This window comes from Amycolatopsis sp. NPDC089917 (assembly GCF_040684635.1).
Classification (GTDB): Bacteria; Actinomycetota; Actinomycetes; order Mycobacteriales; family Pseudonocardiaceae; genus Amycolatopsis.
This window is the reverse complement of the sequence record NZ_JBFBGL010000001.1, coordinates 409756-434605: the sequence shown is the minus strand read 5'-3', so window position 1 is coordinate 434605 and position 24850 is coordinate 409756. Positions and strand designations below refer to the sequence as shown.

General features: G+C 68.9%; 14 protein-coding genes. 6 read left to right on the top strand and 8 right to left on the bottom strand.

Annotated features, from left to right (window positions below):
- The first annotated feature begins 156 nt into the window (after window positions 1–156).
- The 3 genes from AB0N89_RS02100 to AB0N89_RS02090 all read left to right on the top strand — a co-directional run bounded on the left by AB0N89_RS02100 (window position 157) and on the right by AB0N89_RS02090 (window position 2842).
- A complete protein-coding gene (locus tag AB0N89_RS02100; protein ID WP_364199243.1) occupies window positions 157–1020 on the top strand; it encodes an LLM class F420-dependent oxidoreductase in 864 nt (287 codons plus the stop codon).
- A 257-nt stretch (window positions 1021–1277) separates the two neighbouring features.
- Window positions 1278–1919, top strand: a complete 642-nt coding sequence (locus AB0N89_RS02095; RefSeq protein ID WP_364199241.1) for a DUF4360 domain-containing protein — start codon at window positions 1278–1280, stop codon at window positions 1917–1919.
- Window positions 1920–2197: 278 nt separating this feature from the next.
- Entirely contained in the window at window positions 2198–2842 is a 645-nt protein-coding gene (locus AB0N89_RS02090) for a DUF4360 domain-containing protein (protein ID WP_364199239.1), read from the top strand.
- 44 nt (window positions 2843–2886) lie between these two features.
- Here AB0N89_RS02090 and AB0N89_RS02085 read toward each other — a convergent pair whose 3' ends face one another.
- The 4 genes from AB0N89_RS02085 to AB0N89_RS02070 are packed head-to-tail and all read right to left on the bottom strand — an operon-like array spanning window position 2887 to window position 9805.
- Window positions 2887–4983, bottom strand: a complete 2097-nt coding sequence (locus AB0N89_RS02085) for an FUSC family protein (RefSeq protein ID WP_364199237.1) — start codon at window positions 4981–4983, stop codon at window positions 2887–2889.
- Entirely contained in the window at window positions 4980–8063 is a 3084-nt protein-coding gene (locus tag AB0N89_RS02080) for a GH92 family glycosyl hydrolase (RefSeq protein WP_364199235.1), read from the bottom strand. The genes AB0N89_RS02085 and AB0N89_RS02080 overlap by 4 nt, the downstream gene beginning before the upstream one ends.
- 55 nt (window positions 8064–8118) lie before the next feature.
- Window positions 8119–8877 carry an NAD(P)H-binding protein gene (locus tag AB0N89_RS02075; RefSeq protein ID WP_364199233.1) on the bottom strand — a complete coding sequence of 253 codons (759 nt, stop codon included), beginning with the start codon at window positions 8875–8877 and terminating at the stop codon, window positions 8119–8121.
- Between the two features lie 31 nt (window positions 8878–8908).
- Entirely contained in the window at window positions 8909–9805 is an 897-nt protein-coding gene (locus AB0N89_RS02070; protein WP_364199231.1) for an RNA polymerase sigma-70 factor, read from the bottom strand.
- 204 nt (window positions 9806–10009) lie between these two features.
- Here AB0N89_RS02070 and AB0N89_RS02065 point away from each other — a divergent pair, with 204 nt between their 5' ends.
- On the top strand, window positions 10010–12745 hold the full coding sequence (locus AB0N89_RS02065) for a M36 family metallopeptidase (RefSeq protein ID WP_364199229.1): 2736 nt from the start codon (window positions 10010–10012) through the stop codon (window positions 12743–12745).
- Window positions 12746–13096: 351 nt separating this feature from the next.
- Window positions 13097–14512, top strand: a complete 1416-nt coding sequence (locus tag AB0N89_RS02060; RefSeq protein ID WP_364199227.1) for an MFS transporter — start codon at window positions 13097–13099, stop codon at window positions 14510–14512.
- 52 nt (window positions 14513–14564) lie between these two features.
- Here AB0N89_RS02060 and AB0N89_RS02055 read toward each other — a convergent pair whose 3' ends face one another.
- Window positions 14565–18857, bottom strand: coding sequence for a GH92 family glycosyl hydrolase (locus AB0N89_RS02055; protein WP_364199225.1), 4293 nt, complete (start codon window positions 18855–18857; stop codon window positions 14565–14567).
- A 239-nt stretch (window positions 18858–19096) separates the two neighbouring features.
- Here AB0N89_RS02055 and AB0N89_RS02050 point away from each other — a divergent pair, with 239 nt between their 5' ends.
- Window positions 19097–20740 (top strand): tannase/feruloyl esterase family alpha/beta hydrolase, encoded by a 1644-nt coding sequence (locus AB0N89_RS02050; protein ID WP_364199223.1) that lies wholly within the window; start codon window positions 19097–19099, stop codon window positions 20738–20740.
- A gap of 81 nt (window positions 20741–20821) precedes the next feature.
- On the opposite strand, the gene AB0N89_RS02045 is transcribed toward AB0N89_RS02050, so the two are convergent.
- From AB0N89_RS02045 to AB0N89_RS02035, 3 genes are read right to left on the bottom strand one after another with little or no spacing between them, the layout of a single operon-like run.
- Entirely contained in the window at window positions 20822–21484 is a 663-nt protein-coding gene (locus AB0N89_RS02045) for an ATP-binding cassette domain-containing protein (protein ID WP_364199221.1), read from the bottom strand.
- On the bottom strand, window positions 21484–22176 hold the full coding sequence (locus AB0N89_RS02040; RefSeq protein ID WP_364199219.1) for an ATP-binding cassette domain-containing protein: 693 nt from the start codon (window positions 22174–22176) through the stop codon (window positions 21484–21486). Before AB0N89_RS02040 ends, AB0N89_RS02045 begins: the two co-directional genes overlap by 1 nt.
- Window positions 22169–24748 carry an FtsX-like permease family protein gene (locus AB0N89_RS02035; RefSeq protein ID WP_364199217.1) on the bottom strand — a complete coding sequence of 860 codons (2580 nt, stop codon included), beginning with the start codon at window positions 24746–24748 and terminating at the stop codon, window positions 22169–22171. The genes AB0N89_RS02040 and AB0N89_RS02035 overlap by 8 nt, the downstream gene beginning before the upstream one ends.
- Between the last annotated feature and the right edge of the window lie 102 nt (window positions 24749–24850).

Sequence of the window (24850 nt, the reverse complement as noted above, 5' to 3'; positions counted from 1 at the left end):
GTTCGGCATCGAGACCCTGCTGGAGTGGTACGCGCGGGACGAGCGAAAGTGGCTTTCGCGACACCCGGGGGTGATCGCTGCCGGACCACTCCGGCCACCAGTCCGCCTGTCCTCAAGCGCTTCAGCGCCCCATTACTCGAACAAGGATGTGAAACCGTGAGAATCAGTGTCAGCGTCACCGACTTCTCCTGGCCCGGTGGACAGGCCGGGCTGGTCGACAACCTCGCCGAGGTCGCCCGCGTGGCCGACGCGACCGGCCTCGATACCCTCTGGGTGGCCGACCACCTCCTGCAGACCGCGCCGGGCAGCGCTGCGGACTCCGAAATGCTGGAGGCGTACACGACCCTGGGTTTCCTCGCCTCGGCGACGTCCCGGATCAAACTCGGCACGATGGTCAGCGCCGCCACCTTCCGCGCGCCCGCGCTGCTGGTGAAAGCCGTCACCACGCTGGACGTCCTGTCGCGTGGCCGCGCCTGGCTGGGGATCGGCGCGGGCTACCAGGAGGACGAGGCGCGCGCGATGGGGTTGTCGATGCCGCCGGTCGCCGAACGCTTCGAGCGACTGGAGGAGACCCTCCTGATCGCCCGCCGGATGTGGGATGGCGACACCTCCGCGTTCATCGGACGGCACTACCGGCTCGAACGGCCGGTGAACAACCCGCCGCCCGTGCGGCGGCCGCGAGTGCTCATCGGCGGAACCGGCCCGAAACGGACCCTGCGCCTGGTCGCCGAGTACGCCGACGCGTGCAATCTCTTCGACGTCCCCGACGGCGGCAAAACCGTCCGCGGGCACCTGGACGTCCTCGCCCGCCACTGCGCCGACGTCGGACGGCCCGTCGAGGAGATCGAGAAGACCATCGCGACCAGGCTGGCGCCGGGGGAGTCCGCGAAGGACTTCGCCCGCCGGTGCGCCGAGTTCGCGTCCTGGGGGCTGGACCACGTGGCCGTGATCACCGCCGGACCGTGGCGATCGGAGGCGGTGGCGGTGCTCGGCGAGGCCGCGAGCCTGGTCTCCGCCTGAATCCGCCCGTCTCCCGGGAATCGTCAACCGCGTGCAGCGCGAAGACAATTTCCATATCGTGCGAAACGAATGGTGTTTTCCGGGGCCGGCGGTGTTTCCGTCGACCCCGGAAAACGGTTACAGACCATAATATAATTTCATGAACCGATTGCCGGGACGGTTTCGTCCGATCGGCGGGCGGCATCGCCGGGATCGTTTCGCTAGCATGAGTCCGCCCAGTTCCCCGCCCCCCGTGTGGAAGTTTTGGGAAGGACCCCATGCTCAATGCAGTGGTTGCCGCCGTATCACTTTTCTCGTCGATAATAACATCGAATAGCTGGTCGCCGCCGCCGGGACCGCCGCCCGACCGCGTTGTCATCGACGTGGTCACGGTGAACGGCTCCGGTTGCCCGCCGGGTTCGTCCGCGGTCGCCGTCGCCAGGGACAACAGTGCCTTCACCGTGACCTACAGCGAATACACCGCACAAGTCGGGGTCGGCGCGAAGCCCACCGACTTCAGGAAGAACTGTCAGCTGAATCTCAACATCCACGTGCCGCAGGGATTCACCTACGGTATCGCCAGCGCCGATTATCGCGGTTTCGCTTCGCTCGAAGCGGGCGCCAAGGCGCTGCAGCGGGCGAATTACTATTTCCAGGGCAATTCCCCGACCGCGCAGGTGAGCCACCCCGTCAACGGTCCGTTGTCGGACGACTGGCAATTCCGTGACGAAGCCGAGGGCGGCGTCATCATCTACAAACCGTGCGGCGAGGACCGGAATCTGAACGTGAACACGGAACTGCGGGTCGCCGCGGGTTCGTCGGACCCGAAGAAGACCACCAGTTTCATCACGATGGATTCGACCGACGGCGCGTTCAGGACCACGTATCACTTCTCGTGGAAGGTCTGCCCGGGCTCCTGACATCGTCCCCAGGGTGACGGCCTGATTCCCGGCCCGGAAGAAGGCCGTCCCACCCGTGCCTGGTCAGGGCCTTGGCCGCCCTGTACGAGGATCTCGCGGCTCGTCGTCGCCCTGCCCGGCGGCGGCGAGTCTTCTCGACGACCCTGTTTTCCGCGGTCACCCCGGTTTCCGGTGACCGAATCCGTTTTCGTCCGATCGGCGGGTGGCCGGGAAAAAATCGTCTCGCTGAAATCGAATACACCCAGTTCCCGCCGCGTGGAAGCTTTGGGAAGGATCTCATGCTCAACGTGCTGGTTGCCGCCGTGACGCTTCTCTCGTCGGTCGTCACGCCGAACGGCTGGGTGCCGCCGCCTCTGCCGTCCGACAAGATAGTCATCGACGTCGTCACGATCAACGGCACCGGATGCAGACCCGGTACCGCGGCTATTTCCGTGTCACCGGACAACACCGCGTTCACCGTCACCTACAGCGAGTACACCGCCCAGGTCGGCCTCGGCGCGAAACCGACCGACCTGCGCAAGAACTGCCAGCTCAACCTCTACGTCCACGTTCCGCAGGGATTCACCTACGGCATCGCGGGCACCGACTACCGCGGATTCGCCTCCTTGGCCGCGGGCGCCACCGGGCTCGAACGAGCCAACTACTATTTCCAGGGCAATTCCCCGACGTCCTACGTGAGCCACAACCTCAAGGGGCCGTTGGAGGACAACTGGCAGTTCACCGACAACATCGAGGTCGGCGCCATCGTCTACAAACCCTGCGGTGAGGACCGGAACTTCAACATCAATACGGAGTTGCGGGCCGCGGTCGGCACTTCCGACCCGAAGAAGACCACCAGTTTCGTCACCATGGACTCGACCGACGGCTCCATCAAGACCACCTACCACTTCTCCTGGAAGACCTGTCCCAAGCCGAAGAACTGATCACCGAGGCGGCGGCCTTCTTCGAACTTCGACGAAGAAGGCCGTCACCCTTTCCCGGACGGCGCCGGATCCGCGGCCTCCACCCCGAACGCGCGGCCCAGCGCGATCACCGTCTCGTCGAGATGCCCGAGGCTGGTCAGCACCGAACGCGCCCGAGGATCGTCGATCCGGTCCGCCACCGGCGTCCCGTCGTCCCGGACCAGCGTCCCGTGCCCCGAACCACCGGGATCGCCGATCGCCTTCCGCAGCATCGCGATGTTCGCCCGGATCCGCCCGGTGTACAGCAGCAGCCGATCCGCCTCGTTCACCAGCAGCCCGGCCTGCGACCGCGCCGCGACGTGCCGGGCGCGGAAGGCGATCGTCTCCACCGTCGTGAGCACGTGCCAGCCGTAGTCACGACGGCTGCTGAGATTCACCGGATGGGTGAGCGGCTCGATCGTCGTGCGGACCTTGTCCACCGCCCGGTCCAGATCACGCGACTTCTCGATGACGCTCACGTTCTCCGCACCGGACAACAGGCCCGCGGTCTTCTCGACGAACTCGTCCAGCTCGTCCAGCAACGCCGAGACGTCGTCCAGCATCACCGCGCGCGTGCGCACCGGCACGATCACCACCGCCGCCAGCACCCCGGCGGCCGCGCCCACCGCGGTCTCCGCGACCCGGATCCAGAGCACCTCGATACTGAACGTCCCCAGCAGGCTGTAGAGCAAGCCGAGCATGCTGGTGATGAAGAACGCCATGATCACCTGCGACACCCGCGCCATGTAGACCATGCCGAACACGCACACCAGGATCAGCGCCAGCGTCGCCGGCGCGCTGCCCGACACGAGCAGCGCCAGCAGCAGCCCGCCCACGATCCCGATCAGCGTCCCGCCGAGCCGCCGGACACCCTTGACGAACGTCGCCCCCGCGGTCGACGAGCCGATGAACACCACGAACACCGTCAGCACCGCCCAGTACCACCGCTGGCTCGACACCAGCTCCCCGCCGAGCACGGCGAGCCCGCCGCCGACCACGGCCTGGATGGCACTGCGCGTCTGGTTGTCGTAGGCGAACGCCGCCGACTTCTCCTCGTCGGGATCCTCGGGATCGTCGGTGGCGTCGAGGGCCTCGGAGACGTCGTGCTCGGCGACCCGCTGCGCCCGCACATCGGCCAGCGCGAGTTCGGCGAGCGCGCGGCGGACGCCGTCACCGGGCGCGGCGTGCTCGTCGATCCGGCTGCCTTCCACGAGCATCTTGCTGAACTCTTCGGTCTCGCTGATCAGCGGCAGCTCCCGCGGATCGCGTTCGATCAGCGACCGGAACCGCCGCATCCGCGCGATCAGATCGTCGCGGACGTCCTCGTCGAGGTCCTCGGCACAGGTGCGCTGCACGGTGATCGTCAGCCATTGCACCGCCAGCTCGACCTCGATCGCGCGACGGCGGAGCCGGTTCGCCGAGTCCGCGCCGGTCACCTCGGGTGCGGTGTCCTCGATGAGCAGCACCGACTCGTGCATGCGGGCGTTCGTCGTCCGGAGCCGTTTGCGGGTGCGCTCGCTGCCGCCGACGGCGAGGTGGTCCTCGGCCGCCCGCACCACCGCGGCGAGCCGTGCCCGGAACGCCCGCCGGATCCGGAGGAACTCCGCGTCGGTGTGCCTGCGCACCAGGACGAACCGGACCACCGCGTTGGCCGCGATCCCGATCGTCAGCGCCAGCAGCAGCGCCGGGACCTGCTTCAGATGCGTCTGCAGGAACATCGCGAAGAAGAACAGGAAGAACGACAGCGAGCCCAGTGCGATCCCGCGCGAACCGAACCGCTGGGCGTAGACCGCGACGAAGATCAACAGGACGAACACGACACTGTCCAGCGGAGGCACCGCCGAACCCACGCTGGCCGCGGTGAGCGACGTCGCGCCGAGCACCAGACCCAGCAGCAGCGTCACCGCCTGCTTGCCCGGCGTCTCGTCGTTGACGGTGAAGGCGGACGTCATCGCGGCGATCGCGGCGACGAGCGTGACCGTGAGCGGCTGGTGGAACGGCAGGATGGCCAGCACCGCGACGACGATGCTGAGCACGGCCGAGAAGGCGAGCCGGAGCCGGACCAGGCCGGGATCGGAGGCGACCAGACGATCGGTCGTGGCCTGGGTGATGCGGGAGATCATCGGGCGAGCAGCTCTCCTTGGGCGAGGGTGACCCGCCGGGCGGTGGACGAGGTGACGCGAAGACGGTATCGGGCGTGCCGTGCGGGCTCGGCGAGGGCGAACGGCCGCGTCTGACGGCGCCACCGGAACGTCTCGCCCTCACGCTGGTCCAGCAGCGTCCAGTGCTCGCCGTCGTCGGACCCCTCCAGCACCCACGACCGCGGATCGCCCCGGCGGCTTCCCGAGGTCAGCGTGTACATCACGACCTCGCGGGAAGCGTCCTCGACCGGGAAATCGATGACGGGTTCGCGCTCGGGGAAGGTGACCTCGGTCTTGGTGGTGTCGTCGAACAGGGCACCGGCACCCACCGTGATGTCCGTGAGCGGGCGCGGGGCGGTGGGCTCGGCGGGGGAGCGGCCCCAGTCCGACGGCTGCTCGCCCATCGTGAACTCCAGCACCGCGCCGCCGGCCAGCGCGGAATGCGGGAGCGTGCTGCTCTGGTGCGGCTGACCGTCGATCGTCAGCCCTTGGACGTACACGGCATTCTCCGTGTTGCCGGTCGCCTTGACGACCAGGTCCTTCCCGTTCTCCAGGCGGACGGTCGCCTTCGTGAACAGCGGCGAGCCGATCGCGTACTCGGGGCTGCCCATCGTCAGCGGGTAGAACCCGAGCGCGCCGAAGACGTACCAGGCGGACATCTCACCGTTGTCCTCGTCGCCCGGATAGCCCTGACCGAGGTCGCTCCCGACGTAGAGCCGCCGCAGGACCTCCCGCACGATCCGCTGGGTCTTCGAGGGCGCGCCGGCGAAGTTGTAGATCCACGGAATGTGGTGCGAAGGCTGGTTGGAATGCCCGTACTGTCCCATCCGGACGTCGCGGGCCTCGGTCATCTCATGGATCAGCCCGCCGTAGGAACCCGGTTTGCGCCCGGTCTCCGGAGTCGCGAAGAACGTGTCCAGTTTGGACTCCAGGGCCTCGGTGCCGCCGTGCAGCGCGGCGAGCCCCGCGCCATCGTGCGGAACGGAGAAGGCGGTGTTCCAGGAGTTCGTCTCGGTGAAGTCGCCGCCCCACGCCTCGGGGTCGTAACCCGCGGCCGCGAAATGGCGGCTGCCGTCACGGTTGCGGCCCTGGAAGAACCCGATCAGCGGGTCGAAGTGATTCGCGTACTGCTGCGCGCGCTGCCGGAAGTACGCGGCGTCGTCGTGATGGCCGAGCGCCTCGGCGAGATTGGCCAGGCCGAAGTCGTTGACGCAGCCCTCCAGCGCCCACGACAGGCCTTCGTGGACCGACGTCGGCGTGAACCCGAGGAAGATCGACTCGTGCAGACCTTTACGGCCGACGCTCTGCCCGGGCGGCGTCACCGTCGCGTTCTTCAACCCCGCTTCGTACGCCGCCTCGACGTCGAACCCGCGTACGCCCTTGAGGTACGCGTCAGCGAACGCCACGTCGGAACTGGTGCCGGTCATGAGGTTGGCGTAGCCGGGGGAGGACCAGCGCGAGATCCAGCCGCCTTCGCGGTACTGGCGGACGAACCCGTCGATCATCCGCCCGCACCGCTCCGGGGTGAGCAGGGCGTACGCCGGCCACGTGGTGCGGTAGGTGTCCCAGAAGCCGTTGTTGACGTACATCTCGCCGTCGACGACCTTCGCGCCGGTCCTCGTGCGTGTGCTGGGCCAGAACCGGCGGATGACCGGGCTCGCGTGCCGGACGCCTTTCGGCGTGTCCTCGTGCGCGGAGTTCGGGTACAGGAACAGGCGGTAGAGGTTGGAGTAGAACGTCGTCCGCTGGTCCTCGGTCGCTCCCTCGATCTCGACACGGTCCAGCACCTCGGCCCACCGCGCGCGGGCCCGGCCGCGGACCTGCTCGAAGCTCGTGCCGGCGGGGATCTCCAGGTCGAGGTTCCGTTTCGCCTGCGCGAGGCTGATCAGCGACGTCGCGATCCGCATCGTCACCTCACCGGCCCCGAACTCCAGGAACCCGGTCACCGTGCGCCAGACCGGGCGGCGGATCTTCCCGCCGCGTTCGGCCGGGACGTCGAACTCGGCGTGGACGAACATCCGCCGTGCCCCGGCCGACAGCCTGCTGCGCACCCAGGTGTGGCCGCTGACCACGCCTTTCGCCGCGTCGAGTCGCAGACCGCCCCGGTTGCGGGCGTTGTCGAACAGCAGCCAGCCGCGGTCACCCGGGAAAGTGAACCGGAACAGGGCCGCGTGATCCGCCGGGGCGATGTCGGTGGTGACGCCGTTGGCGAACCGGACGCCGTAGTGATGCGGCCGGTCGATCTCGTCGTCGTGGGAGAACGCGAGCGCGCGACGTTCGCGGGACGCCTCGACCGTGCCGATCCCCGGCATCACCTGGAAGGTGTGCCGGTCGCCCATCCACGGACTCGGCTGATGCGACAGCGCGAACGCCTGCAGCGCCGGGCGGTTCTCGGCGTCGTTGTGCCGGTGGTAGCTGTAGAGCCAGTTCGTGACGCCCGCGTCGGTGACCGGGGTCCAGAAGTTGAAGCCGTGCGGGACCGCGGTCGCGGGGAAGTTGTTGCCCCGCGAGAACTTGTCGCTGGAATGCGTGCCGCGGGTGGTGCGGACGTGGTCGACCGGGTCGAGGGTCCCGGTCGCGCGCTCGGTGATCCGGACGTCGTCCACCCAGCCCGCGCTCGGGCCGTCCGGCGGTTCGCTGACCAGGACGATCCGGGCGATCCGCCGTCCGGCGAACCCGCCGAGCCCGCGGCGCACCAGGTTCCACTGGTCCACGTACAGCGTCTTGTCCAGGCCCTGCTCCACCGCGCCGAACCCGGCGGACGTCCCGTCCGCGAACTCGAGGTCCAGCGCCACGAACGTGCTGCGGTAGCTGGGCACGGCGTCGGCTTCGGCCTCCGGGAAGACCACATAGGACAGTTCCAGGCGGCCGGTGACCTCGATGTCCACTTCGAACATCGTCGCGCGCAGCGTGTTCTCGTAGCGAAGGGCGTGTGCGCCGGTGAACCCGGCACCTGTCTTCGCGGTCGGCGACGACCCCGGCCCGGTGCCGACCCGCAAGGCCGGATCCACCGGCTGTGGATCACCCGTTTCGAAAGAGGAGAAGAACCCGGTGATCGTCACCAGGCCACCGTAACTCCCGCGCGGGTGCCCGGCTCGGTGTGACGCATCCAGAGGACTAAACGCGTGAGGAAAGGAACTCCTCGAAGGTGCCCACACCGGTCGCGTTCTCCGGCGTCAGGTTGCCGCCCGCCCGGAAAGCCCGGAACGCCTTGCCCGGCAGCCACAGCGGCAGGATCGGTTTCCGCCGCCCCACCGACCGCTGGTACGCCTCCGCCAGGCCACGGGCGTCGCGCACCTCCGGGCCGCCCATGTCCGGCACCCGTCCCGACGGCTCGCCGGAGGCCAGCGCGACCAGCCGGTCCGCGACGTCACCGGTACTGACCGGCTGGAATCGGAAACCGGACGGCATGAACGTCACCGGCAGCCGCCGCTGCGCCGACGACGCTCGCGCGACGAGCTCGTGGAACTGTGTCGCGCGCAGCACCGTCCACGGCAGACCGGACTCCTCGATCACCTTCTCGGAGGCCAGCTTCTCGTCGTAGTAGAAGAACCGGATCACGTCGATGCCGACGATCGAGATGTACACCAGATGCGGCCGGCCCGCCCGTCGCGCCGCCTCGACCAGGTTCCGCGTCACTCGCTCGTCGCCGCGACCCAGCGTCGAAGCGCAATGGATGATCACGGAGACACCGTCGACAGCCTCGGCGAGACCGTCTCCGGTCTTCAGGTCGCATCGAGCCCATTCGTGGGTGACGTCGGAGGGATGCGGCCGCCTGCTCATGATCCGGACCGGCCGGTCCGCGGCCGCCAGCCGCCGCACCACCGCACGGCCGAGGTCGCCGGTACCGCCGGTCACCAGGATCGGTTTCATCACCCAGGTCCTCCGTTCACGAGAGCTTCCACCCTCAAGAACCGGCGGGCCACCCGGAACGTGACAGCTGCCGCGAGAGGTACGCGAGCTTGTCCGGATTCCCGACCGCGCGCAGCCCCGCGATCCGGCCGTCCACCACCTCGAACCCGAGGATGCCGAACAGGGCGCCGCCTGCCGTCGCGATCACCGCGGGACCACCGTTGACCTCACCGATCGTGATCGACACCTGCGCGGCGCCGGCGAACATCCCGGCGTACAGGCGGGCGACCTTCGCCGCGCCGTGCACCGGACGCCGGGCCGCGGTGACCTTGCCGCCACCGTCCGACCACGCCGTGACCTCGGCGGTCAGCAGACTCTCCAAAGCGGGCAGGTCACCGTCCCGTGCCGCGGACAGGAAGCTCTCGACCAGCTTCTCGACCTCGCGCGGGTTCGAAACCCGTCGCTCGTCCGACCGGTCCAGCGCCCGTCGCGCGCGGCTGTGCAGCTGGCGCGAGTTCACCTCGGAGACGTCGAGGATCGCGCCGATCTCCCGATGGCTGTAGGCGAAGGCCTCCTTCAGCACGAACACCGCCCGCTCGACCGGGCTGAGCTGTTCCAGCAGCACCAGCATCGCCAGCGACACCGAATCCCGCTGCTCCGCCGTCTCCAGGGGACCGAGCACGTCGTCGGAGGTCAGGACCGGTTCAGGTAGCCACGGTCCGACGTACCGTTCGCGCTGCGCCCTGGCCGAGGTCAGCCGGTTCAGGCAGAGATTGGTGACCACCTTCGCCAGCCACGCCCGCGGCGACCCGATCGACTCGCGGTCGGCGCCCGCCCACTTCAGATAGGCGTCCTGGACGGCGTCCTCCGCCTCCGCCGCCGAACCGAGGAGACGGTAGGCGAGCCCGAACATGACGGGCCGCAGCTGCTCGAATTCCGTGGCGCTGTCCATCGTCCCCTACGAATACCGCTGAATCCACTGTGGACACCCCCGCGTCCGGGGTACCGCTCACCGGGATGGCCGTACCTGATCGGCGCTGACGTCCACAGTGACTGTATCGGTACGAAGAGAACGTCTGCGTCACCACCGAGAGAGGGGTCTGGAGTGACGTCACGTTCGTCGCGTTCGCGTGCCTCGTTGTGCGCCGTGACCGCAATGACAGTGTTAGCGCTGATCACAGCGCCCCAAGCCGGAGCGGCACCGGCTCCGGGCGCCATCCACACCACACCGGACAGATCCGGGAAGGACGTCGATGTCCGCGACACGGCGAGAACGGGCTCACACGCCCTCGCCGCGCAGGACCGGCTCTCGGCGTCCCGGGCGAACTCCGTCGCCAAGGCACGAGCGGAACTCGGGAACCAGGCCGTGCTCGATTTCGACGAGCTGACCGGCACACCCCGCGTCCTCGGCCGCACCGACGGGTTCCTCACCGGACCGAGCACGAGATCGCCCCGCGACATCGTGCTGAGCTACCTGCGGGAGCAGGAAGGCCTCGTCGGCCTCAGCGCCGGTGACACCGCGAAACTGAAGCTGCGCAAGGACTACGTCGACGTCGAAGGCACGCATCATCTGTCCTTCACCCAGGCCGTCGGCCGCGTTCCCGTCTTCGGCAACGGGCTGAAGGCGCACGTCACCAAGGACGGCAGGCTGATCCAGCTGGACGGCTCGCCCGTGCGCGGCCTTCCCGAGTCGCTCGGCGCGGGTGCCTTGGCCGCACCCGCCCCGGATGCCAGTCAGGTCGCCTTCCTCACCCCCGACGGGATCCGCCCCGCCTGGTACAGGCTGACCAAACCCGCCGTGGACCAGATGTTCCAGGAAGTCACCGACGCCGGGACCGGGAAGCTGCTCTACCGCAAGAACCTGGTCGATCACGCGAACGACGCCGACGGCGCCAAGGGCCTCGCCTGGGAGGCGCAGCCCGGCCCGCAGAAGCAGGTCAACCTGACCCAGAAGGGCTGGCTCCCCGCCGACGCCAAGACCCTCGACGGCAACGTCGCGCACGTCGCCGCCGACGTCAACGGCGACCAGAAGTTCCAGCCTCAGGAAGAGATCTGGCCGAACACCGACGGCACCTTCCGGTACAGGTTCACCGACTTCAACTCCGCCGTCGGCCCGCCGTGCTCGGCGGCGAGGCCGTGCTCCTGGGACCCGAAGACACCGGGCTCGTGGGCGAAGAACCGGGAACAGAACGCCGTGCAGGCGCTGGCCTACGTCGGGAGCTTCCACGACCACCTGGCCTCGTTCCCGATCGGATTCACCCGCCAGGCCGGCAACTTCGAGAAGGTCGACGGCGACGCCGTCCAGGTCCACACCCTGCTCGGCGCACAGACGCCGGGCTACTACGACAACGCGTTCATGGGCACCCCGCCGGACGGGCAGGCGCCGTTGATGGGGATGTTCCTGTTCCACGACCCCCGGGACCCCAACGACCCGTTCCTCGCGGCGAACTCCGCCGACGACGCCACGATCATCCACCACGAGTACACCCACGGCCTGTCCAACCGGCTCGTCGTCGACGCGCAGGGCAACTCGACGCTGAACACCTTCCAGTCCGGCGCGATGGGGGAGGCGTGGAGCGACTGGTACGCCTTCGACTACCTCGTCGGGCGCAACGCGATCAAGGACACCTCGGCGCCCGGTGAACTCCTCGGCGGCGACTACGTCAGCAACGGCGTCCCCCTCGCCCGCACCCAGCCGCTGGACTGCCCGGTCGGCGCCGGTGCGCCGCAGTGCCCCGGCACGCCCGGAGCGGGCCCCGGCGGGTACACCTACGGCGACCTCGGCCGGATCATCGGCGGCCCCGAAGTGCACGCCGACGGCGAGATCTGGGCGAGCACGCTGTGGGACGTCCGTTCCGCGCTCGGGGTGCCGCTGAGCCGCGCACTGGTCACCCGCGCGATGGAGCTCTCGCCCGCGTCGCCGTCCTTCCTGGACATGCGGAACGCGATCCTGCAGGCCGACACGGTGATCAACGGCGGCCAAGCGCACGCCAAACTGTGGAAGGCCTTCGCCGCCCGCGGCATGGGCTACTTCGCCGCGACGATCACCGGCGCCGACACCCAGCCTGCCGAGGACTTCTCCACCCCGCCGCCCGCGGGCACCCCGACCGGGACCGTGACCGGCAAGGTCACCAACCGCGAAGACGGAACCCCGATCGCGGGCGTCGCCGTCCGGTTCGGCGGGCACGACTCCGGTTTCGGCGGCTCGCTGTCCGCGGTCACCGACGCCGCCGGCGCGTACACCATCCCCGGTGTGCTTCCGGGCACCTATCCGAAGGTTTACGCCTCCGGAGGCGGCGCGGACAGCGAGACCCGCGCGGTCTCGGTGCGCTCGGGAACCACGAAGGTCGACTGGTCACTGAGGTTGAACTGGGCCTCCGGCACAGCCGGTGCCGCGGTCGCCGGGTTCAACGGTGTCGACTTCACGCCGTACGGCTGTGGCCCGGGTGACCTGGCGACCTCGTCGGTGCTTGGCGGTGGCGGCGGCTGGTCGACCGACAAGGTCGTCCGCCCCGACGGCACGGTCGAGACGCGGTTCGTGACGATCAAGCTGGGCAAACCGGTCAACGTCAGCGCCATCGAGATCGACCCGTCCAACACCTGTGGCGACGACCCGCCCGCCGCGGCCAAGGACGTCACCGTCGAGACCTCGGTGGACGGCACGAACTGGGTGAAGGCGGGCGTCGGCGACTTCAAACCCGCCGACCTGAACAAGCTCACCGCGCTCCAGCTCGCGCCGGGCAGCGCCACGGGGGTGAAGTTCGTGCGGCTGACCGTCTCGTCCAACCAGCTGTCGTTCTATCCGGACAAGACGTGCTCGCCGCAGCCTTCGACGGCCGGGTGTCTCTACCTGGACGTGCAGAAACTGGCAGTGCGGGGCGCTCCCGCCTGACACCGGATGTTGCGAAAGTGGCTTTCACAACCTTCAACGTCGCGAAAGCCACTTTCGCAACGCCGAGCCCACGGTGCGCGAAGGCGTGACTCGCGTGATCAGGAACGGAACTCGCGTGATCAGACGCCGAACACGGTGAACGTCCTCTGATCACGCGAGTCACGTCTCTGATCACGCATCATCGCCCTCTAATCACGCGAGATCGCCCAAGTGGTGACGACGCTTACTGTCCCCACCACTCACGAGTGTCGTATGATCACGGCATCGGGGTAGAAACGTGCTCGCCGTCGGCGGGCACACGTATACGCGGTATCGAATGATCCGTCACTCCTTCATCCCGAAGGAGTGTTCGTGACGCGTTCCCGCACCCTCGCCAAACCCCGCTCTCTGATCGAAGTCTGGCCCGCGCTCGCCGGTCTCTCGGCCGTGTTCCTGTTCGAGATGCTCGACAACTCGATCCTCAACGTCGCGTTGCCGACCATCGGCCGCGAACTCTCCGCCTCGGCGTCCACCCTGCAATGGGTGACCGGGGCGTATTCCGTCGTGTTCGGCGGTCTGATGCTGGCCTTCGGCGCGCTGGCCGACCGCGTGGGCAGGCGCAAGATCATGCTCATCGGACTCGTGCTCCTCGCGGTGGCGAGCCTGGCCACGGTGTTCGTCACCGTCGCGTGGCAGCTCATCGCCGTCCGGGCCGTAATGGGGGTCGCGGCGGCGATGACCACCCCGGGGTCGCTCGCCCTCGCGTTCCGCCTGTTCGACGACGACGTGCTGCGCGTCCGCGCCACCACGCTCATCTCGACCGTGGGCCTGGTCGGCCTCGCGCTCGGCCCCACCGCCGGCGGGCTCGCGCTTTCCGTCGCGCCGTGGCAGGCGCTGCTGCTGGTGAACGTGCCGGTCGCCGCGCTCGCGTTCGTCGGCATCCGGGGCGGCGTCCCGGGCGACGACCCCGCCGACCTGCATCGTGATCCGATCGACGTCGCGGGCGCCGTCCTGGGAACCGCGACGATCGTCCTCGCGCTGCTCGCCCCCACGCTCTTCGTCGAAGAAGGCGCAGCGTCGGTCCTGCCGTGGATCGTGGCCGTGGCCGCGCTCGTCGTCGGAACCGGCTTCGTCCTTCGCCAGAAGACCGCCCGGCATCCCTTGCTGGACTTGAAACTCGTCGCGCGCCCGCTGGTGTCCAGCGGTCTGGCCCTCAAGGCCGCGGCAGGACTCGCGACCGCTGGGCTCGGCTACCTCGTGACGCTGCACCTGCAGCTCGGCCTCGGCTGGGCGCCCGCAGAAGCGGCGCTCGGGATGCTGCCCCAGGTCGTCGTCCTGATCGCCGGCGGCGCGCTCGTCGCCCCGCTGATGCGCCGTCTCGGCCTCGCCAAAGCCGCCTGGTTCAGCGCCGCCGCGGTCGTGTGCGGGCTCGCCGTCTACACCGCTTTCGGCGGGTTCGGCTACGTCTGGATCGCCGTCGCGCTCGCCCTCGTCGCGGCGGGTATGCGTGTCGTCGGTGTCGTGGCCGGCACCAACGTGATGCGCGGCCTGCCCGAGAACCGGACCACGATCGGCGCCGCGCTCGTCGACACCGCCAGCGAGGTCACCACCGGGATCGGCATCGCGCTCAGCGGCACCATCCTGGCGCTGGTCTTCCCCGGCGCGCTGACCGAGGCCCGGCAGTCGGCCGACTTCCTGACCGCGACCACCTACGCGGGGCTCGCGCTCACCGTGCTGTCCGCGGCCCTCGTCGGCTTCGGCATCGTCCGCGGCCGCCGTCCCGAATAGCCATGAAGGCCCCCTTCGCGCTTGAAGGGGGCCTTCATGTCCTACCGGAGGACTACAGCTTCGCGCACTGCCCGGCGGCCGGGCCGCGGACGGTGTTCTGCAGGTCGTAGTCCGTCGGAGCGGGGGAGTTGGCCGAGCACGCCAGAGGTCCGCCGATCGTGCTGGAAGCCAGCACCGGCCCCTTGTTGCCCGTCAACGCCACCGGCCCGCCGACCTCGGTCAGCTCGATCGAGACCGGTCCGGTCGCCCCGGTGATCGCCACCGGACCGTTCACCTTCGTCCGGTCCAGCACGATCTGCGCCGCACCCGTCGCCGTCAGCGGACCGGAGATCGATCCGCCGCGGACGATGAGGCTCGCGCCCGCCGCCACCGAAACCGGACCGGACACCGTCGCACCGTCCACACAGGTCACCCCGCTCTGCACGGTCAGCGGACCCTTGCGCTCGCCGGTGACGGTCTGCGTGCACGCCGCGTCCGGTTTGCCCAGCACCTCGAACTCCGACAGCGACGCCTCCCCGCCCGTGGTCGCGGTGACCTCCAGCCGGTAGTAGGCGTAATGCGCCGGGTTCGCGATCTTGAACGGCTTGGTCTGCTGCCGCCACTGGAAGGCCTGGTCGGTCCGCTGATCCGCGACCGCCCACGTTTTCCCGTCGTAGGAGCCCTTCAGCACCCAGCTCTTCGCGTCACCGGCCCCCTTGCCCGACGTCAGCGTGTAGTACGAACCCGCCTCCTTCGTCGAGGGCACCTGGTACTGGATCGGCGCCTTGACCTTCGCCTCGGTCCGCGACGTGTTGTCGAAGAACGCGGCGTCCGCGCCGGAGACCGGCTTGGTCAGGTCGTGCACCGGCGTCGGCACCGCGTCGCCCTTGGTGATCGACTTCGGCGCGTCGTCGGGGCCGGTGCCCCAAGCCGACGGGTTCGGGCCCATGTCGAAGTCGAGCGTCCCGCCGTTCGCGATCGCCGAATGCGCCAGCGACGTCGACGACTGCGCCTTGCCGTTGACCTTCAGGCCCTGCACGTAGACGTTCTTCGCGCTGTTCTTCGGCGCGTTGACCACGATCTTCTTACCGCCGGGCAGGTTCACCGTCGCCTTGGTGAACAGCGGCGAGCCGATCGCGTAGTCCGAGCTGCCGACCTGCAACGGGTAGAAGCCCAGCATGCCGAACAGCCACCAGGCCGACTGCTCGCCGTTGTCCTCGTCACCGCCGTAGCCCTGACCGAGCTCGCTGCCGACGTACAACCTGGACAGCGCCTCGCGGACCTTCGCCTGCGTCTTCGACGGCTGACCCGCGTAGTCGTACATGTAGAGCGTGTGGTGCGCGGCCTGGTTCGAGTGGGCGTACATGCCCATCCGGACGTCCCGCGCCTCGGTCATCTCGTGGATGATCCCGCCGTAGCTGCCGAACTTCAGCCCCGTCTCGGGAGTGGCGAAGAACTCGTCCAATTTGGACGCGAGCCCCGCCTTGCCGCCGAACAGGTTCGCCAGGCCCTGACCGTCCTGCGGGACGGAGAACCGCATGCCCCACGCGTTGGTCTCGGTGTAGTCGATACCCCACACCTCCGGGTCGAACTTGTCCTTGGCCCGGGTGAACTTGCCCGCCGCGTCACGGCCCTGGAAGAAGCCGACACTCGGATCGAACACGTTCACGTACTGCGTGGCCCGCTCGGTGAAGTACCCGTAGTTGTCCAGGTACTCCTGCTTGCGCGGGTCGTTCGCCGGAGCCTCGTCGTAGAGCTTCTTCGACATGTTCGCGATGGCGTTGTCGTTGACGTAGCCCTCGATCGCCCACGAGAAACCGTGGTCCGCGGTGTTCGGCGCGTACCCGAGGAACGTGCCCTCGTCGATGCCCTTCCGGCCGACCGCGCCGTTCGGCGGGGTCACGGTGGCGTTCTTGACCGCCGAGTCGTAGGCCGACTGGACGTCGAATCCCTTGACACCCTTGAGATACGCGTCCGCGAAGGCCGCGTCCGAACTCGTGCCGGTCATCAGGTCGGCGTAACCGGGGGAGGACCAGCGCGAGATCCAGCCGCCGTCGCGGTACTGCTGCACGAAACCGTCGACCAGCTTGCCGGTGGTGTCCGGGCTCAGCAGCGAGTACGCCGACCACACCGTGCGATAGGTGTCCCAGAACCCGTTGTTGACGAAGAACTCGCCGTCGACCAGTTTCGCCCCGGTCTGCGTCGGGGTGTCCTGACCGGCCTTCGGTGACACCGGGCTCGCGTACTTCTTCACCGGCTTCTCAACTGTGCCGACGTTCTCGAAGCCCGAGTTCGGGTACAGGAACAGGCGGTACAGGTTGGAGTACAGCGTGATCAGCTGATCCTTCGACGCGCCCTCGACCTCGACGACCTTGAGCTTGTCGTCCCACAGCTTCTGCGCGTTGTCGGCGACCGACTCGACCGTCGCGTTCGGAGCGAGCTCCTGCTCCATGTTCTTCTTCGCCTGATCGACGCTGATCAGCGAGGTCGCGATCCGCATGTTCACCGACTTGTCGGCGCCCGCGTCGAACTTCAGGTAGCCGAGGACGTTGTCCCGCTTCTGGTCACCCGAACCGGTCGACAGCTTCGAACCGGCGGTCACCGGCTTGTCGAAGGTCGCGTAGACGAACATCCGCGTCGCACCGGCGGACAGCCCGCTCTTCACGTCGCTGTAGCCGGTGATGGCCCGGCCCGCCGGGTCGAGGGTGAGCCCGCCGTTGTTGTTGACGTTGTCGAAGATCAGGTTCGAGTCCGCACCGGGGAACTTGAAGCGGTACAGCGCCGCGTGATCGGTCGGGGCGACCTCGGCCTTGATCCCGTTCTCGAAATCGACGCCGTAGTAGTGCGCCCGCGCCGTCTCGTTGGAGTGCTTGAACGGCAGCTTCCGTGCCTCACGGTCCGGGTTCGGCACGCCGGACGCGGTCGAGGGCAGGAACTGGAAGGTCTGCCGGTCCGCCATCCACGGACTCGGCGCGTGGCTCGCGGAGAACGCCTGCAGTGCCGGGAGGTTCTGCTCGTTGTTGCGCGAGTGGTAGGAGTACATCCAGCTCAACGTGCCCGCGTCGGTCGTCGGGATCCAGAAGTTGAACCCGTGCGGAACCGCCGTCGCCGGCATGTTGTTACCCCGCGAGAACGACCCGTTCGACAGCGAACCGCGCGTGGTCAGCACGTTGTCGGACGGACGCAGGCTCGCCGGCGGCGTCGGAGTCGCCGACACCTTGATGTCGTCCAGCCAGCCCTGCAGCGACCCCGGGCCGGACGGGTTGTCGTACCCGACCAGGATCCGGTCGATCGTCTTGCCCTTCGCGACCACGCCGATCTGCGAGCGCACCAGGTTCCACTGGTTGGTGTAGAGCACCTTGCTCGCGCCCTGGCCCTGCGGCGAAAGCCCGAAACCGTACTGGTCGACAGCGCCGAGCTGGCTCAGGTAGGTGCCGTCGGTGAACGCCAGGTCCACCGCGACGTTCGTGCTCGGGTACTTCAGGTCACCGCGGATGAACTCCGGCTGCACCTTGTACGACAGCTCCGAGGTCGCCGCCACCGGGATGTCGACGTCGAAGATCTTGTTGTACGACCAGCCGTGCCCCTGCGCCTTGTGGCTGCCGGAGTAGCGGAACGCCCGCGTGCCGGTGAACCCGACCCGGTTCTTGTTCGTGTAGCCGCCGGTCGGGCCGCTGTCGGCGAAGCTCCGCATGTTCGGCAGCGCCGGCGGGGCCGGGTCCTCGTTGGCCAGCAGCAGCTCCGAGAGCTGCATGATGTCGCCGCCGTTGTTCTTCGTGATGTTCAGCCGGAAGAACTTGTACGCGGCACTCGCCGCGGGCAGGCGGTACTCCTTGGACTGGAACCGATCCGAGAACTTCTGCCCGGTCTGCTTGTCCAGCTCCGTCCAGGACTGGCCGTCGGTGGAGCCCTGGAGCGTCCAGTCCTGCGGGTCGCGGTTGTCGAAGTCGTTCGCCGAGGACAGCGCGTACCGCGTGATCGACGTCGGCTCCGACAGCGCGACCTGCGCCCAGCCGGTCGGGGTCCAGGCGAGCCACTTGGTGTCGGTCGAGCCGTCGACCAGGTTCGAGGCTCCCTCGTTCGGGGTGTTCTCGCTGTTGGCGGACGTCTCGGTGACCTTGCCGCGGATGTCACCGGGGATGGTGGTGGCGTTCGCGCCGTCGACACCGAAGGCCTTCGGCTTGCCTGACGGGTCGACGTCGACTGTGTCGCTCCACGTCGGCTGCGGTTCACCTTGTTCGAAAGAGGAGTAGAAGTCCGGCGGGGCTTCTTCGGCCGCGGCGGTGGCGGGCAGGGCTACCAGCCCGGATACCACGACCGTGGCGCTCAGGAGGGTGCAGACCAAGGGTCTGACGCTTCGGGGCATCGTTGCACCAATGCTTTCTCGCGGGGGCATGCTGGGCGCCGCACAGGCAGGGGACCGGTGGCGCCCAGAGAGAAAAACTCGGGTGTGACATCGATGTCAAGACACTCGGACAAACCTGGCCCGAACTGGACAACCCGGATGCCCTTGCGAGCCGTGCCGAAACACGGTGGACAACGCACAGCGGCCGGGCCAGGGTGAATGGGTCGACCAAGGCCGATCCTGGGAACTGGGGTGGGGAAATGCGGCGGTTGTCCATGCTGTGCGTGGCAGCGCTCATCACGGCAGGCACGATGTTCACGGCGCCGGCGGCCACAGCCGGTGAAACGACGTTCCGCCCGGTGCGCGGCTGCGCGGACCTGGTGCGGACCTACGACCTTCCCGGCGCTGTCACGCACGTCGAGACCGCGACCGTGGTACCGGCGACGGCGACCGAACCGGAGAACTGCGACGTCCGCGGCTACGTGGAACCCGCGGTGCGGTTCCAGCTGAGGTTGCCGATCAAGACGTACGCGGGGCGCTACCTGCAGTTCGGCTGCGGCGGGTTCTGCGGCAGCGTCACGGCTCCGCCGTTCACCGACTGCGGCCTGCCCCACGGCGGCGACGTCGCGGTCGGGGCCACCGACGACGGCCACGTCGGCACCACACCGAACGTCTTCGACGACGGCAAGTGGGCCGAGAACAACCAGGCCGCCCGCGACGACTTCGCCTTCCGGGCACCGCACGTGGTCTCGAAGGCGTCGAAGCGCCTGATCACGGCGTTCTACGGGGCTCCGCCGCGGAACTCCTACTTCAGCGGATGCTCCGACGGCGGCCGCGAAGCACTCCTGCTGGCGCAGCGCTACCCGCACGACTTCGACGGCATCGTCGCCGGCGCGCCCGCCGGATACTGGGACCCGCTGATCGGCGTCTACCAGACCTGGCTCGCCAAGGTGAACACCGGCGCAGACGGCAAGCCGATCCTGACCGCCGGGAAACTCCCGGCGTTGCACGCCGCCGCACTGTCCTCTTGCGACAAAGCCGACGGACTCGGCGACGGCGCCATCGACGACCCGCGCGCCTGCAACTTCGACCCGGCCACGATCGCCTGCCCGGCGGGCACCGACAACGCCGGCTGCCTCACCGCTGCACAGGTCGAGGCCACCAAGAAGATCTACGTGCCGCCGACGGACGAACGCGGCCGGAAGCTCTACCCGGGCGGCCAGACCGTCGGCTCCGAACTGTCCTGGTACGGCTGGATCCTCCCGGCACCGGAGTTCGGCGACGTCCCCGCCTCCTACGGGCTCGCCGACAACTACCTGAAGTACATGGCGTACCCGATCGGGACACCGCATTCGTCGGTCGAGAAGTTCGCCTTCACCGCGCGGGAATTCGACCGGCTGACCCCGGAAGGCATCCGCTCCAACGCGATGTCGACCGACCTGCGCGAATTCCGGCGCGCGGGCGGGAAACTCGTGATCTGGCACGGCTGGGCCGACCAGGCGATCCCCGCCGCGGGCACCGTCGACTACTACCAGCGGCTCACCCGCGCGAACGGCGGCCACGCCGCGACGCAGGATTGGGCGCGGTTGTTCATGGTGCCGGGGCTCTACCACTGCGCCACCGGCGACAAGCTGACCGAGTACGACCCGCTGAAGCAACTGGTCTCCTGGGTCGAGCGCGGCACCGCGCCGGACCGGACGATCGCCACCGGCCGTGACGCCGACGGCAAGGTCCTCCGCACGCGGCCGGTGTTCCCGTATCCGCTTCAGGCCAAGTACGACGGCACGGGAAGTATCGACGACGCCGCGAACTTCGTGCCTGTTGCGCCTTCGCGGCCTTCGCAGGATCTGGTGAGCTGGGCGGGGAACGACCTTTACGGCAAGGCCGGTCCCGTCGCTCCCTAGAGTGACTGGCCGCCAAATGTCATGAAAGGGTCGTTCAAGACGTTTTTCGTCTTGAACGACCCTTTCATGACATCCGGTGGGCTAGGAGAGAACGCCGTCCAGCAGCCGTACCCGCCGGTCCGCGATCCGGTGCACGTCGTCGTCGTGCGTCGCCACGATGACCGCAGCGCCCTCCTCGGCGCAGCGCCGCAGCAGCCGGAGCACTCGCGGCGTACTCCCGGCGTCAAGATGTGCCGTCGGCTCGTCGGTGAGCAGGACCCGGGGCCGTCCGCTGACCGCCCGGGCGAGCGCGACCCGCTGCTGCTGCCCGAACGAGACTTCCAACGGGTAGCGGTCGCCGAGGTCGCCGATCCCGAGTTCCTCCAGCAGCTCCGAAACCCGCGCGTGGATGTCCTTCGCGCTGGGCTTGGGCACGTCGGACCGCAGTCGCAACGGCAGCGCCACGTTCTCCGCGATCGTGAGCTCGTTCGCGAGACCGAGCGCCTGAGGCAGGACGGCGCAGGTGTGCCAGGCCGGTGCGCCCGCTATCGGGACGCCGTCCAGCAGGACACTGCCCGAGTCGGGCGAGTCGAAACCGCACAGCAGAGCCAGCAGCGCGCTCTTGCCGGAACCGGACCGGCCGGACACGGTGACCAGTTCGCCCGCGGCCACGCTCAGTTCGAGCCCACGCAGGACTTCGACGTCCCCGCTCGGGTGGGGGAACCGGCGGCGCAACCCGACGGCCTCGAGGGCGGGTTCCGCCATCACGGCACGACCTCCCGTTCTTCGACTTTTTCGAGCCTGCCCTTGTGCATCCGCGCGACGCGGCTGCCGAGTTCGATGAGCCGATCGTCGTGCGAGGCGACGATGACGGCGAAATCCTGACCCGCTAAGTACTTCAGGGTGTCGAGAACCCGGTCTGCCGACGCTTCGTCCAATTGGGACGTCGGCTCGTCGGCGAGGACGACGGTCGAGCGGCGCGCCAGGGTGCAGCCGAACGCGAGGCGCTGCTGCTGTCCGCCCGAGAGCGCGGAGATCCGCCAGGCGCCGGTCCCGCCGAGTCCCAGTTGGTCGAGGATGTCGTCGGGCAGGCACTCCGTCCCGGCCGATTCCGCCGCCGCGCGGAGATTGTCGGCGACGCTCAGGTACGCGAGCAGGTTGTCGGTCGGGTTCTGGAACACCAGGCCGAGGTGACTCCGCCGCAGCGCCCGCCGGTCACGGTGCCGCAGTTTGCCGGTTTCCGTTCCCTGGAAGGAGATCGTGCCCCGCACGGGCTGCTCGAACAGGCCGAGCGTTCGCAGCAGGGTGGATTTGCCGGACCCCGACGGCCCCGCCAGCACGGTGATCCCGCGTGCGGGGATGTCGATGGTGACATCGTCGACGCCGGTGACCGTGCCCGCGGGAGTCTGGTAGTCGACGCCGATCCCACGAAGCCGGAAGATGGGTTTCTCAGGCACGGATCAACTCCGCGGTCCGGGCGGTGCGCACCGAGCGCATCGCGATCCAGCCCGCCAGCGCGACGACGAGCACGCCGACGGCCAGCACGGTCAGGGCGAGCGGGGTCGGGTTGGGCAGCGCCGACCGGGGCGCCAGGAACGTCGCCGGGTCGAAGCGCGGCACCGACAGCCCCGCGACCGAAATCCCGCAGACGACGCCGATGACCACCGCGAGTCCGCTGAGCGTGCCCAGTTCCATCAGATGGCTCGCCAGCAGGGCTCGCGGGCGCATCCCCATCCGCAGGACCAGCGCGCCCGCGAGCGCGTTCTGCCGTCGGCGGACTTCGACCGCGACCAGCAGCGACAGCACCGCCACCACGCCGAGCACGGCGCCGAGCAGCGCCATGAACGAGAACGTCCAGGACACGACGTAGAACGGAAGCGCGTCGAGCGCCGACTCACGGGTGACGCGGTTGACCGCGGTGGCCACTCCGACGGACGTCAGCGCCTCGGTCACCTGCGTCATCGACGAGCTGGAGAGCAGGCTCCACTTCGGCACGGTGGTCAGCTGCGCGGCGGTGAGCGACTCCCGCGAGATCACGTACCCGGCCTTGGTGCCGATGATCGGGAACATCGGCATCTCGCCGACCGTCCTTGCCTCGGGGAGACCGGCGGCCAGCTGGGGCTTCTGCTTGGCGTCCGTCCCGATCCGGATCGCCGGGATACCGGGGCCGGGGCTCGACAGGCCGCTCAGCAGCCTGTCGACTTCGGCGCCGTCGAGCGGGCCGAGCGTGGCGCCGCGCCGGAAGGTCTGCGGATCCACGACCAGCACGACGTTGCCGGTGCCGGTCAGCTCGCCGACGATCGTGGTGTTGCCGGTGATCCCGGCGGGGAGCGCGACCTTCCCGGTGCCGACGACGCTTTCGGTGTCGACCCGGGTCTCGCCCCCGACGAAGATCGCCGACTTCGTCTGCAGGGCCTCTTCCTGGCCGCGGGCGATGCCGATCCCGGTCGCCAGGGTCCCGATGGCCAGCGTGCCGATCACGAGCACGCCGGTGACCGGTGCGCGGGCGCTGGCGAGCCGCCGGATCGCCAGTTGCAGCGCCGGCCGGGACCACAGCCGCGCGCGATGCGAGGCGAGCAACGCCAGCCAGGCCAGCCGCGCGGCGAGCAGGCCGACGGTGAGCACGACGAACACCGGATAGGTGAGCGCGAGCGGGTCGACCTGGGGGAGCGGGTTGCCGAGCCGGGATCCCTTGCCGTAGTCGACGAGCCGGGTCCAGCCGAGCAGGGCGACGCCGGCGGTCACCAGCTCCCACGGGAAGATCGCCAGGAGCTTCATTCCCTTGCGCCGTCCGGACCTGACCCTGCCGAGTTCGAACTCACGATGGGTGCGGAAGGCGATGACCCCGGCCAGCAGGGACAGCGAAACGAGCAGGATCACGGCTGCGACCAGCGAGCCCGCCAGCAACGCCCCATCGCCCAAATCGCCCGGTGGCCCGTAGACCCCGAGCAAGAGTCTGGCGAGCACCGCGCCCGCCGCGCCGCCGACGACGATGGGCAGGCCGAGTTCGGCCACGGCGAGCAGCCCGAGCGCTCCCGGCCCGCTGCCGCGGGCGGACAGCAGCCTCAGCTGCGGGTGACGGCGCTGGTACCACTGCAAGGCGACCGTGCCGATCCCGGCGCAGCCGACCAGGATGCTGATCGCCGCGAGCGGCAGGATCGAGATCAGGACGTTCGACTCGGCCTGGTTGCTGATCTCCACCGAGCGTTCGAACGGCAGCGACCCGACGATCGCGTCACCGAGACCGCGGGCACCCAGGTCCGCCTTGACGTCGGCGATGAGCGCCTTCGACCGTTCCAGCAGGTCCTCGGCCTCGCTGATGGTCTTGGGAGGAGCCTCGTAGAACGACATGTGCAGCGTGGCGAGCGTCGGGACGCCCAGGGTCCGGATCGTGTCGTCGAACGTCTTCCCGTCGGTGGCGAACATGACCGAGTCGAGCGGGTCGTTGGCGAGCCTGCTGACGACGGCGTTCCGCTGCTGCGAGCACCACCAGCGCGGCGCCGGGTCGGAGAGATCGCGGTACAGCCCGGTCACCGGAGGGATCGGGGTGCCTTGGACCTTCGGGACCGCCCCGGTTTTGATCCCCTCCGCCTTGGCCACGACGGTGCCGAGGAGGAGTCCGCCCGCGGCCGCCGTCCCGTCCGCCATCTCGATGTGGCCCGGGACCGCCTGGTCCCGGTGGGCGACGGTGACCTTGTAGTAGGGGACGCCGTTGAATTCGGTGCCGAGCAGGTACGGCGTGTAGCGGGAAGTGACCGGCGCGCCGAAACCGTGCGCCGGTGCGTTCCTGCGGACCGAGTCGATGACCTGCGGGGCGACCGCGGCGGGGACGTGGTCCTTGCTGAAGACCGGTCCGTAGTAGTCCGGGCACGCGAGGCCGGACTGGTACGTGACGGCCGCGCCGCCCGAGGCCGAGGCCTGCAGGACTGCGGCGGTGCCGAGGAAACAGGCCAGCAACGCCGTCACCGCGGCGATGATCAAAGTCAGAGGGCTGCTCAGTGCCGCCCGCGGAGCCGCTCGCCACGGCATTGTCACCCTGGGCCCGCCGGGAGCCCCCCACCTCACCCGCATGGATACGCACGCTACCGGTCAGCGCGGCTCGGCGACAGAAAGAAATCACTGTTTGTTGCC

What these genes read in the sequence shown, in the direction of transcription:
- AB0N89_RS02095 (WP_364199241.1), top strand. Translation starts at nt 1,278, where the DNA reads ATGCTCAATGCAGTGGTTGCCGCCGTATCACTTTTCTCGTCGATAATA.
- AB0N89_RS02090 (WP_364199239.1), top strand. Translation starts at nt 2,198, where the DNA reads ATGCTCAACGTGCTGGTTGCCGCCGTGACGCTTCTCTCGTCGGTCGTC.
- AB0N89_RS02085 (WP_364199237.1), bottom strand. Translation starts at nt 4,983, where the DNA reads ATGATCTCCCGCATCACCCAGGCCACGACCGATCGTCTGGTCGCCTCC.
- AB0N89_RS02070 (WP_364199231.1), bottom strand. Translation starts at nt 9,805, where the DNA reads ATGGACAGCGCCACGGAATTCGAGCAGCTGCGGCCCGTCATGTTCGGG.
- AB0N89_RS02065 (WP_364199229.1), top strand. Translation starts at nt 10,010, where the DNA reads ATGACAGTGTTAGCGCTGATCACAGCGCCCCAAGCCGGAGCGGCACCG.
- AB0N89_RS02055 (WP_364199225.1), bottom strand. Translation starts at nt 18,857, where the DNA reads ATGCCCCGAAGCGTCAGACCCTTGGTCTGCACCCTCCTGAGCGCCACG.
- AB0N89_RS02050 (WP_364199223.1), top strand. Translation starts at nt 19,097, where the DNA reads ATGCGGCGGTTGTCCATGCTGTGCGTGGCAGCGCTCATCACGGCAGGC.
- AB0N89_RS02045 (WP_364199221.1), bottom strand. Translation starts at nt 21,484, where the DNA reads ATGGCGGAACCCGCCCTCGAGGCCGTCGGGTTGCGCCGCCGGTTCCCC.
- AB0N89_RS02035 (WP_364199217.1), bottom strand. Translation starts at nt 24,748, where the DNA reads ATGCCGTGGCGAGCGGCTCCGCGGGCGGCACTGAGCAGCCCTCTGACT.